13 protein-coding genes are annotated in these 11653 nt (G+C 41.1%); all 13 read left to right on the forward strand.

Annotated features, from left to right (window positions below; genetic code table 11):
• Positions 1 to 309: 309 nt before the first annotated feature.
• The 13 genes from ABIB40_RS20210 (at position 310) to ABIB40_RS20270 (ending at position 11619) form a co-directional block, all read left to right on the forward strand.
• Positions 310 to 1167 carry a helix-turn-helix domain-containing protein gene (locus tag ABIB40_RS20210; RefSeq protein WP_354361681.1) on the forward strand — a complete coding sequence of 286 codons (858 nt, stop codon included), beginning with the start codon at positions 310 to 312 and terminating at the stop codon, positions 1165 to 1167.
• A 168-nt stretch (positions 1168 to 1335) separates the two neighbouring features.
• On the forward strand, positions 1336 to 1905 hold the full coding sequence (locus tag ABIB40_RS20215) for a DUF417 family protein (protein WP_354361683.1): 570 nt from the start codon (positions 1336 to 1338) through the stop codon (positions 1903 to 1905).
• A gap of 10 nt (positions 1906 to 1915) precedes the next feature.
• The gene (locus tag ABIB40_RS20220) at positions 1916 to 2458 is read left to right on the forward strand and encodes a carboxymuconolactone decarboxylase family protein (protein WP_354361685.1); all 543 of its coding nucleotides are present in this window, start codon (positions 1916 to 1918) and stop codon (positions 2456 to 2458) included.
• Between the two features lie 50 nt (positions 2459 to 2508).
• Entirely contained in the window at positions 2509 to 3144 is a 636-nt protein-coding gene (locus ABIB40_RS20225; RefSeq protein WP_354361688.1) for an HD domain-containing protein, read from the forward strand.
• A gap of 189 nt (positions 3145 to 3333) precedes the next feature.
• Complete coding sequence (locus tag ABIB40_RS20230) at positions 3334 to 4146, forward strand: oxidoreductase (RefSeq protein WP_354361690.1); 813 nt, start codon at positions 3334 to 3336, stop codon at positions 4144 to 4146.
• A 17-nt stretch (positions 4147 to 4163) separates the two neighbouring features.
• Entirely contained in the window at positions 4164 to 4970 is an 807-nt protein-coding gene (locus ABIB40_RS20235) for a helix-turn-helix domain-containing protein (RefSeq protein ID WP_354361692.1), read from the forward strand.
• 73 nt (positions 4971 to 5043) lie between these two features.
• Positions 5044 to 6033, forward strand: a complete 990-nt coding sequence (locus ABIB40_RS20240) for an alpha/beta fold hydrolase (RefSeq protein WP_354361694.1) — start codon at positions 5044 to 5046, stop codon at positions 6031 to 6033.
• Between the two features lie 25 nt (positions 6034 to 6058).
• Positions 6059 to 7402 (forward strand): amidohydrolase family protein, encoded by a 1344-nt coding sequence (locus ABIB40_RS20245; RefSeq protein ID WP_354361696.1) that lies wholly within the window; start codon positions 6059 to 6061, stop codon positions 7400 to 7402.
• Between the two features lie 51 nt (positions 7403 to 7453).
• On the forward strand, positions 7454 to 7972 hold the full coding sequence (locus tag ABIB40_RS20250; protein WP_354361698.1) for a nuclear transport factor 2 family protein: 519 nt from the start codon (positions 7454 to 7456) through the stop codon (positions 7970 to 7972).
• A 125-nt stretch (positions 7973 to 8097) separates the two neighbouring features.
• Positions 8098 to 8946 (forward strand): alpha/beta fold hydrolase, encoded by an 849-nt coding sequence (locus ABIB40_RS20255; RefSeq protein ID WP_354361700.1) that lies wholly within the window; start codon positions 8098 to 8100, stop codon positions 8944 to 8946.
• 35 nt (positions 8947 to 8981) lie between these two features.
• A complete protein-coding gene (locus tag ABIB40_RS20260; protein ID WP_354361703.1) occupies positions 8982 to 10034 on the forward strand; it encodes a quinone oxidoreductase family protein in 1053 nt (350 codons plus the stop codon).
• A gap of 161 nt (positions 10035 to 10195) precedes the next feature.
• Positions 10196 to 10396 (forward strand): hypothetical protein, encoded by a 201-nt coding sequence (locus ABIB40_RS20265; RefSeq protein ID WP_354361705.1) that lies wholly within the window; start codon positions 10196 to 10198, stop codon positions 10394 to 10396.
• Entirely contained in the window at positions 10336 to 11619 is a 1284-nt protein-coding gene (locus ABIB40_RS20270) for an aldehyde dehydrogenase family protein (RefSeq protein ID WP_354361707.1), read from the forward strand. The genes ABIB40_RS20265 and ABIB40_RS20270 overlap by 61 nt, the downstream gene beginning before the upstream one ends.
• Positions 11620 to 11653 lie beyond the last annotated feature (34 nt).

Raw genomic sequence — 11653 nt, forward strand, 5'->3', positions numbered from 1 at the left:
ATTCTCAATATACCGGGGTTTTATGAGCACATTGAGAAAGTAAATCAAGAAAGAGAAAAGATTAAAAACAGGTAAAATTATTTTTCGATTTCTTTTAAATTTCATATTTTTATAAATAGTTATAATAAAAAAAATTCTTATAGAAAACGTTTATGCTTAAACGGTATTAAAATTATAATCTGCCACATTATTACGACATGTTTACAAAGCCAATAACCAGTACGGATATAAATTCCTTTTTACTTTAACAAAGGAAGTTCTAACTGTAATTCTTAAACCCTACTATTGCAACGATTAATATTTGTATAATTGAAAAATATACTTTCAGCTACAAAAGAGGTCTTACTCGGTATAAAACATACCGAAGATCATGACCTGACTATTCCAACAAATTTTTCCTGTTACAACGTTATATTTATAACAGAGGGTGCAGGCGTCTATCATGCAGACTTTGGAAAGTTCAATTTTACAGCGCCGGTTATTTTATTTTCAACACCATTACAGCAGATTTGTATTGAAAGAGAAAGTGCTTTTGAATACACAATGCTACAGTTTCATGGCGATTTTTATTGTATCGAATATCATAAAGCACAGGTCTCATGCAATGGCCTGCTTTTCAATAACATTTACATAGAGCCATCAGTAAGCCCGACAAGAAAGGAAGCCTCAGATCTTGACCGGCTGCTTAATGATATGGATGAGGAATTAATGACCGAGTTCGCCGATGAAACAATTCTGCGCGCATATCTTCAATTATTTCTGGCTAAGACAAGTAGCATAAAGATCAGGTCGATGAAGCCCGAAAACGCTTTAACCGAACGGGACGAACAAATGGAAAAGTTTAGCAAGCTTTTGGATGCACATTTCCTTGAGCTCCATAAGCCAAATGATTACGCAGCGCTATTGGCAATGACGCCTAATAATTTTAGTAAGCGTTGTTCACGTCATTTTAAAAAATCTCCATCCGTATTGATACAAGAGCGCATTATTCTGGAAGCCAAAAAGAAACTGCACCTGACCAGAATGAGTATAAAGGAAGTGGCCTACAGCCTTAATTTCTACGATGAGTTTTATTTCAGTAGGTTTTTTAAGAAATTCACGAAAGTTTCTCCTCAAATTTTCCGCGAAAAAGCGGGAATATCGATCATAGCCGATCTGGCTGACTAGGCGTTTATTGCCGTCAATTTATAACACATTTAATTTTCTCGAATTTAACCCGTGACTTGTCACATTTGTCCAAAGCTTTGCCTCTTTAGTCCATGGTTTCGCATGGCGTATACAACTACATTTGATTTGTCAAAAAATAAGAGACATAACGTAAAGATAAATTGAATCATGAAATATACTGTAATTACATGGATGGCAAACCTGGAGCAATTAGGAAAAACTGTAGTCCGATATGGAATCGTAGTCGTTTTTATTTGGATAGGTTTTCTTAAATTTTCTCCCTATGAGGCCGATGGAATTGTGCCGTTTGTAGCCAACAGCCCTTTCATGGCCATGTTTTATAATCACCCGAGCGAATACAAAACACATATGAATCCAGAAGGTAAATTAGTCCCATCAAACCGCAAATGGCATCAAGAAAATAACACATATGGTTTTTCAATTTGTTTGGGTGTGTTCCTGATCGCTGTTGGCGTGTTTGTAGCACTACCTAGAACATTTCTGCTACCAAGTTTAATAGCCAGTATTCTGGTTTTTTTGATGACATTAGGTACACTGTCATTTTTAATAACTACTCCCGAAAGCTGGGTCCCGCACTTAGGCGATCAGCAATGGGGATTTCCTTACCTGTCGGGGCGGGGAAGATTAGTGATAAAAGATATTGTTATACTGGGTGGCGCGATCTTAACGATGAGTGAAACAGCTCAGTTGTATCTAAAGAGATTAAAAGTAGTTTAATAAGGAAAATATGAAAACGATCACAGTACCATCTATTGAACAGGTTGATCCTGAATCGCAGTCGATGTTTGAACAAATGAAAAAGCGAATGGGCAAAGTGCCCAACTTATATGCTACAATGGGTTATTCATCGCATGGCCTGAAAGGCTTTATTGATTTTGAAACAGCATTAAGTAAAGGTGTTTTTACCGGAAAACAACGGGAAGCGATAGCCCTGACTGTATCTGAAATAAACCATTGCGATTATTGCCTGGCAGGCCATACTGCGATGGCCGTAAGAAATGGACTGTCAATTGAAGATACCTTAAAAATACGCAGCGGTGGCATCGAAGACAAGAAACTTGACGCGATCATTAAGCTCTCCAAGTCAATTATAGACAACAAAGGGCATGCAGAGGATCAATATCTGGAAAACTTTTATAGCGCAGGATTTGACGAGGGTGCACTAATGGAGCTTATCGGATTTATTAGTTTAAGAATATTCACCAACTACGTTTTCGCTGCAACCAATATACCTATTGACTACCCGCTAGCACCTATATTAACTGAATAGTAAAGATAAATACAAACTGGAATTTTTTAACACATTAAATTATAATTATTATGAAAAAAATAGCAGGTGTAGAAATACCCGACAGTTCAATTGCAAAACAGGCCACAGAGCTTTTACTGGAACATGGCACAGAATTTATTTACAATCATTCGTTAAGGGTCTTCCTTTTTTCATCACTCAATGGACAAAGAAACAACCTTAAGTATGATCAGGAATTACTTTACATCAGTTCGGTTTTTCATGACCTGGGCTTAACAAGTCATTACAGTAGCCCTGATCTTCGGTTTGAGGTGGATGGTGCCAATGCGGCAAGAGATTTCTTAAAAGGCCATGGCTATCCGGCAGATGCCCTCAGACTTGTTTGGGATACTATCGCGTTGCACACCACTATTGGTATAGCGGAGCATAAAGAGCCGGAAGTGGCATTAATGTATTCTGGTGTTGGGCTTGACGTAATGGGAGAAGGATATGAAAACCTGAGCGAAGCAAACCGATTGGAGATAATAGGTGAATTTCCGCGTAATGACTTTAAGAAAAATATAATTCCAACTTTCTTTAAAGGCTTTGAACATAAGACCGAAACAACATTTGGAAACATCAAGGCCGATGTTTGCTCGTTTATGATCCCTAATTTTCACCGGAAGAATTTTTGCGATTGCATCCTTCATTCACCGTGGAGCGAGTAGTTTAGAGAATAGCGTTTGCTGCACGCTGTCGAAATATAATTAACTACTCTTTCCAGTATAGAATTTTGCAAATGCTCATGTCAGTGAGCCGTTAGCCAAAACAATTTGAGCCCCTGAGAAAACTATTGCTTTTTTGAACAGGCTACATTTGTACTGTTCACAAATAGAAGTTAATTAATAATTATAGAAATGAAAAAAATAGCATTAGTTACCGGGGCATCAGCCGGAATTGGAAAAGAAACTGCGAGGCATTTGGCAGCACATGGATATAAAGTTTATGCGGCAGCAAGGAGAATTGATAAAATGGCAGACCTTATGCCGTTGGGCATAAAAAGTATAGCTTTAGATGTGACGGATGATGCTTCCATGATGAGTTGTGTAAATGCCGTTGTGGAAGCCGAGGGGCAAATCGATATCTTAATAAATAACGCAGGATTTGGTTCTTATGGCGCAATTGAAGAGGTGTCAATGGAAACAGCAAAATACCAAATGGAAGTTAATTTATTTGGTGCGGCAAGAATGATCCAATTGGTACTCCCGTATATGAGGCAACAAAAATGGGGCAAAATTGTGAACATATCTTCGATAGGCGGTAAATTGGCCGGCCCGTTTGGTGGCTGGTATCATGCCAGTAAATTCGCGATGGAAGGTCTAAGCGATAGCTTGCGTAATGAGGTTAAACCATTTGGAATTGATGTCATTGTTATCGAGCCCGGGGGCATCAAATCTGAATGGGCTGGAATTGCCCAGGATAGCATGCTAAAAACATCCGGAGAGGGCGTTTACGGCTCCGTGGTACATAGATTTATCAAAGCCCATACTAAATTGGAAAAAAAGAATCCTGGACCCGAGCTCATTTCTGCTTTAATATTAAAAGCGGTGGAAGCAGACAGCCCCAAAACGCGTTACCATGCCGGTTATTTGGCAGGCCCTGCACTTTTTCTGCGCAAGGTACTGTCAGACAAAATGTTCGATAAAATTACCATGAGCGCCATAAAATAATCTTAGAATAGAACAAGATGGCAGATCAGCATTATTTTAACCTGTTATATTCCTGCGAGCCCGAACAACGGCAAGGCAGTACGCAACTTGTTTCCGAACATGCGCTAAGCTTTATTATTTCTGGGGAAAGCCATTTGTATACTAGTCGGGGTAGAGAGGTGTTTGGTAAGGGTACTATCGGTCTTATTCGCAGAAATCAATTGGTAAAAGCAGTTAAAATGCGAGGTGCGGATGGTGTGGCCTTCCATGCTGTTAATATATTTTTAGACCAGGAATCGCTGAGGGGATATAGTGCAAAAAACAATGTGTATGCTGCCGGTCATTACATGGGAGAACCCTTGCTACTTTTGCGGGAAGACCCATTTTTGATCGGGTTTTTCCAATCGCTAATCCCATATTTTGATCATCCCGGAAAACTGACCCAAGCCCTTTCTGCACTTAAAACTTCCGAGGCCATTGAACTGCTGTTGCGAGACCCAACAATTAAGAATTTTTTGTTCGATTTCAGCGAACCTTTCAAGATCGATCTGGAAACGTTTATGACGAAGAATTATATGTTTAACGTAGCAATAAAGGAATTTGCCAGGCTAACGGGAAGAAGTCTTGCAACCTTTAAGAGGGACTTTACAAAAACATTTAATTCCACTCCCGAAAGGTGGATCAGGGAGCGAAGGCTGCAACAGGCACATTTTTTAATAGCTATGCAAGGCCGGCAATCCTCAGAAGTTTACCTGGATGTTGGGTTTGAAAACCTTTCGCATTTCTCACAAGCATTTAAATCGTTTTACGGTTATAATCCATCCGCAATCCCAACTGAACTTTAAAAGGAACTGTTCGGCGTCCAGCATTAATTTAATATTGCTGTACTTATATTTTGCACTTAGTAAATATTATCAAATGAAAATTCATAAAGTGCCTGTTAAGGTGGCTATAGCCCTTTTACTGTCTATTTTTTACAATAGCGCCATTGCGCAAATTAATCATCAACCTATGAAAAAGCCAAGCATGTCATCAGCCGAGAATGTACATTATCGGGACCTAAAAGTAAATGGACTTAAAATATTTTACCGGGAGGCCGGACCTTTAAACGCGCCAGTGATCTTGCTGCTGCATGGCTACCCGACCTCTTCGTTTATGTTCAGGAACCTGATTCCTATTCTAAGCAGAAATTATCATGTTATTGCACCGGACATGCCAGCGTTCGGCTTTTCTGATGCGCCGGATCGAGAGAACTTCACTTACACCTTTGACAATATAGCAAATGTGATGCAGGGTTTTATAGATGAATTGGCACTAAAGCACTTTGCAATTTATGTGTTTGATTATGGTGCCCCGGTCGGCTTTAGGCTAATTACTGCTAATCCTGAAAAAATTACGGCAATTATTTCACAAAATGGCAATGCCTATGAGCAAGGATTAAGTACTGGCTGGAACCCGGTACAAAAATACTGGAAAGAGCCTACCAAGAAAAATAGGGATCAGCTGAAACAATTTTTAACCATCGACGCTACCAATTTTCAATACCGCACTGGTGTTGCAGATCAAAGCCTGATAGCTCCGGAGACGATCGCTCTTGATCAGCATTTTCTTGACCGGCCTGGTAATGTGGAAATCCAATTGGATCTATTGAAAGATTATGCTAATAATGTAAAGTTGTATCCTGCCTGGCAAGCCTATCTCCGAAAATATCATCCCCCATTGCTAGCCGTATGGGGTGATAAGGATCCTTATTTTTTACCCGCCGGGGCTGAAGGTTACAAGATCGATAACCCCAATGCCCACGTTAAATTTTACAATACTGGACATTTTGCCTTGGAGACAAATTGCGAGGAAATAGGTAAAGATATATTAACGTTTTTAGATGCCCTCCCCTACAAGCCGCACTAATCTCTTCGCTATATAAAATCAAATCATGTTAAAACAAAAAATATTATTTAAAAATGCCACCATCATATCTATGGATAGAACAGTTGGTGATCTTCCGTCAGGTGACGTTCTAGTCGAAAATGATAGGATCAAACAGGTCGCAGCTTTTATCCACGCTGATGATGCACAGATTATCGACGCATCGGGCATGATATTGATGCCAGGTTTTACGGATTCCCATCGCCATGCCTGGCAGGGCACACTTCGCCGTTTAATGCCTAACGTTAACAATTTGATGTCCTATGTGGGCGACATCCATTTTGGCTTAGCAACATTTTACAGACCCGGGGACATCTATCTTGGTAATCTACTATCTGCTTTGAGTGCGATCGATAGTGGCATAACGACCATCATTGATGCCTCACATAATACAAGAAGTTATGCACATGCCAATGCAGCGATAGATGCCCTTGAAGAAGCGGGAATCCGGGCGTTGTATGCGCCGGGTTTTCCATTAGGCGGAGAATGGGACAAGGCTTTTTGGCCAGGAGGTTTAGAAAAGTTAAAAAATGAACGCTTAAATACAGATCATTTAATCAAACTTGGCGTATTTACGCACATGGGCGTAGAGGGATGGGATAACGCACGCAATCTCGAACTGCCCGTTGTGACCGAGTTTTTGGGGAAGGAATTAGCAGAAATGTTACCAAGCCTTAAAGATAGTAATATGCTTGGTCCGAATAATATATTCAACCACTGCACCGGTCTTACTGGCGAAGCATGGAAAATAATGAGTGATACTGGCGTAAGCGTAACCCTTGACCCGAGGTCAGATGCGCAGTATGGTTTGGAAGAGGGAATATTCCCGTACCAGCGTGCAATAGACCACGGCATTAAGCCGGGTTTAGGAACAGATCTGGAAACCTCTTATGGCGGTGACATGTTTACCGAAATGAGTGTAGGTTTCGCACTTCAGCGAGCTTTCGCGCAGAATATGCGTTACAATGGCAATGATAGTGCACCACTTCCGGTAAGTTCAAGGGCAATTCTGGAAGCGGCTACGATCAATGGTTCCCAGATCGCCGGTTTTGGTGCGGTGTCGGGAAGTATAACACCCGGAAAATCCGCGGACCTCATTCTTATTAAAACAGATAGCCTCAATCTTTTTCCATCAAATAGTGCAATTGGTACCGTTGTGCATGCTGCCGACCGAAGCAATGTTGACCTGGTTATGATTGCTGGTAAAATATTAAAATCAGACGGTAAGCTGGTGGGTTTCGATATTTCGAAAATCCAAAAAGAGATAACTGAATCGCTTGCTTATCTATTCGGCAAAAGTGGATATCAAGCAAATGTCTTTGAAGAAGACTTTCCGGGAATCACTTTGTAATCAAGCGTTTCGATAATCAAATAGTAAAAGCAACATTAAAAATATGACATCATGAAAAGTAATTCTGAAAAAAAGTTAACCGATACGGGCAGCGACGAGAGACAGGTTCAGCAAGTCCTTGCAAAATATGTTAGAGCAGCGGATAATCTTGACGGCGAAGCAATGAAAGAACTCTTCACAAAGGACGGCAAGGTGGAGGTATTCTATGTCAATTCTGGGATTGCTGAGCGGCTATTTGTATTAAACGGGCCTGATGAAATAGCTAATGCCATATCGAACCTGATGGCACCCCATCCTGCCGGAGGCTGGTCTCATCATACCACCAATGATCATATAATCGAAGTAAATGGAGATGTTGCCGATATAGATGCGCAGTTTATCCGGTTTGATACATTAGGTGCCATACGCCCTCAAGGTGGCTGGCCAGCAGGCACTGTAGGCTTAATGGGTAGCGTAACCGCCACGGAAGCGGGTTATTACCGGCCCACACTAAAAAAAGAAGATGGTATCTGGAAACTAGCGACGCATCGAATCTTTCATGATCTGCCTTTTGTAATGTCTGGACAATAGACGGAAATTCTAAGACCATTTGATTTTAACGTGGCGCACAATTTTAAAGTAAAATTACGGCTCATGGTTCAACAGGGAATCGGGATGCCTAAACAGTAATAAACATTATTTAAAAACTTAAAAATATGTTAACTAACAATCATGTAAATGCACCGACTCAATTTATAGAGGTTGGCGAAATAAGGTTTGCTTATCGCAGGCTTGGTAAAAAAACAGGAACACCAATTTTATTATTAGGTCATTTCCGGGCAAACATGGAAAACTGGGACCCGGCGGTAACAGATGGATTAGGCCGGGATAGGCCTGTGATCCTGTTCTCCAATACTGGTATAGGTGCAAGCTCAGGCTCAACACCTGACAATGTTTTACAAATGGCCAAAGACGCAATAACATTTATCGATGCCATGGGACTACAATTGATCGATCTTTTGGGATTCTCGCTGGGTGGTTTTATCGCACAGCAGGTCACTATTTTAAGGCCTGATCTTATTAGGCGATTAGTCCTTGCCGGAACGGGCCCCGAGGGAGGTGAGGATATGGAAAAATTTACGGATGAAGTTACCAAAGCAGCTATAAATGAACCGCCGTTATTGGAAGATTTTTTACTTCTTTTCTTTTCGCCAAGCGAAAAAGGTCAGAAAGCAGGTAAAGAATTCTGGAATAGACGCCACCTTCGTGAAGCAGGAATTGAACCTGCCACAACCATCGAAGTGATGGGCGCTCAGGCAAAGGCAATTGCCGATTGGGGAATTCCTGCTAACCAGTTTCTTCAATTAAAAAGAATTACCCAGCCGGTATTGATCATGAATGGCAATAATGACATTATGGTGCCGACTAAAAACTCTTATCTGATGTTTAAACATATCGAAAACAGTAAATTAATCCTTTACCCGGATTCAGGGCATGGTTTTCTGTTTCAATATCCATTGGAATTTGTGGAAGATGTTTCTGCTTTCCTTAACAAGAGTTTTTAAGTGTTAGCAGTGTCATAATCTTTGTATGATAATATATGAAGGACATTTTAACCACTCCAAAAGCATTACGGTTTACCAAAATATTATTAGAAAAAATGAAAGCGATAATTTTAAAAACCCCTGGAGGCGTTGAAAAAATGCTTCTGGAAGAAATGCCAGAACTTCAGGCAACTCCTGGCCATGTAGTCGTTGATGTAGCAATAGCCGGTGTGAACTTCATGGATATTGGTACTAGGGAAGGACAATTCATGATCGCCCCATTTCCCATGACCCCCGGAGTTGAAGGTGCTGGTACGGTAGCTTACGTAGGAGCTGGTGTCACAGAATTTAAGAAAGGGGATCGTGTAGCCTGGTTCTTTATTGTAGGAAGTTATGCCGAACAGATTTTGGCACCCGCCGGGCTGCTGGTTCCACTTCCTGATGATATTAACTTTGAAACGGGCGCTTCTTTGATGATGCAAGGATTAACGGCTCAACATTTCACTTCATCAACTTATGCAATCAAGCCCGGCGATACGGCGCTGGTACACGCTGCCGCTGGCGGAGTTGGGCTTATGATTACACAGATGGTAAAACTTTTGGGGGGACGTGTAATCGCAAGGGTATCCAGCGAGGACAAAGTTGTAATTGCGAAAAATGCGGGTGCAGATGAAGTCATCGTTACGCAAAATCCAGATTACGCAGAAAAAGTGTTGTCGATGACCGATGGCGAAGGTGTGCATGTCGTTTATGATAATTCAGGGGCTGATACGTTTTGGGAATCGATCGCATCCCTGCGTACGCACGGAGTGATGGCTTATTATGGCGCAAGTATGAAAAAGCTTGCACCAATAGACATCTTGAGTATCCCTAAAAGCATCTTACTTACCTATCCAACAATACAGGATCATGTGAGGAGCCGCAAAGATATCCTACAGCATTCTTTACAGTTATTTGATTGGTTCAGGAATGGGAAGTTAAAGGTGTTTATCGGAAAAACATATCCATTGTCGGATGCGGCATTGGCCCATTTGGATATTGAATCACGGCGAACAACCGGAAAGCTTTTATTGATGACGGGTGCTGATAAGCCTGTTAAACCGGAATGATTATATTTACAAAACTGAATAACTACCAATGAAAACGATTTTCATTACCACCTCCAGCAACGGCCTATGACGGTTGAAAGCAATAGATGGACATATTGCATAGCTTTATATACACAAAAAGCAGATACGGTCAATTATTTATAATATAAATTTAGTTAATCATGAAAACAATAGATAAGGTTTACATTGATGGAGCATTTGTAACTCCTCACGGTAGTGAATTATTTAATCTGATAAATCCGACTACCAATGAACTGATCGGTAGTGTGGTTCTGGGCGATGAAATAGATACGAAAACGCCATTCATAGCGCAAAAAAAGCCTTTAGTACCTTTTCCAAAACTACCAAAGCAGAACGGATAAACTATCTTGAAAAACTGCATGATGCGGTTATGAATAGGGTTGAAGAAATTACTGCCGCTACCATTGAAGAGTATGGGGCGCCCGTGCAGCGAGCAATCTGGTCAAACAGAATAGCCGCGGATAGCTTTCTCCACTTTAAAACGGTATTAGAGAACTTTGAGTTTGAAAAAATAGTAGGAAAATCAAATGTAATATTGGAACCAGTTGGGGTTACCGCAATTCTTACTTCGTGGAATGCGAACGCCGGTTCAATTTGTGTCAAACTCGCCGCTGCAATAGCTGCCGGCTGTACTGCTATAATCAAACCAAGCGAATTGAGCGCCTGGCAGACCCAGATACTGGCAGAAGCATTTCATGAAGCGGGTTTGCCTAATGGAGTGATTAATATAGTAAATGGGCGTGGAGAAATAGTAGGGAAAGAGCTTAGCCGTAATAAAGATGTTGTAAAAGTGGCGTTTACAGGTTCTACAAATGTTGGAAAAATAGTTGCCCGCGAAGCGATTGAAACCATGAAAAGGGTCACCCTTGAACTAAGTGGGAAATCACCGAATATTATCCTGAATGACGCAGATTTTTCTGTCGCCATTCCTCAGGCTGTAAGCTTCGCATTTATGAATAATGGTCAGGCCTGTATTGCAGGCTCACGCCTCCTTGTCCCTGAAGAGCGCTTGGCTGAGGTAAAAGAGTTGATTATAAGAGCCGTAAAAAAAATTGTTGTAGGAGATCCAAAAGATGAAAAAACCACCTTAGGGCCGATAGTGAGTAAAAAGCAATATGAACAGGTAGAAAAATATATCAGGGCAGGAATTGACGAAGGCGCCGAGGTGATCATCGGCGGTCTAGGGCATCCTGAGGGTCTTGAAAAGGGAAATTTTGTAAAGCCTACAGTCTTCGCCGGGGTTACTAATGATATGAAAATTGCAAGAGAAGAAATTTTCGGCCCTGTTTTATCAATTTTAACCTTTAGAACCGAGGAAGAAGCTGTTGAGATAGCAAATGACTCTGACTACGGTTTACTTGCTTATGTGAGTTCTTCGGAGTTAGCACATGCTAATCGGATTGCTTTGCTGCTTGCGGCAGGAAGAGTAGTTATTAATGCTTTCAGCCACGATCCTTATACACCTTTTGGCGGCTTTAAACAATCAGGAATAGGTCGCGAAGGTGGCATATTTGGTCTTGAAGAATACCTTGAGCCCAAGGCAATCTTAGTTGGTGTAATTTAAGGAAAAGTACCCACTACGTCAGTATAGAACAGGG

The sequence above is a fragment of the Pedobacter sp. UYP30 genome (genome assembly GCF_040547165.1).
In the GTDB taxonomy this organism is placed as follows: domain Bacteria; phylum Bacteroidota; class Bacteroidia; order Sphingobacteriales; family Sphingobacteriaceae; genus Pedobacter.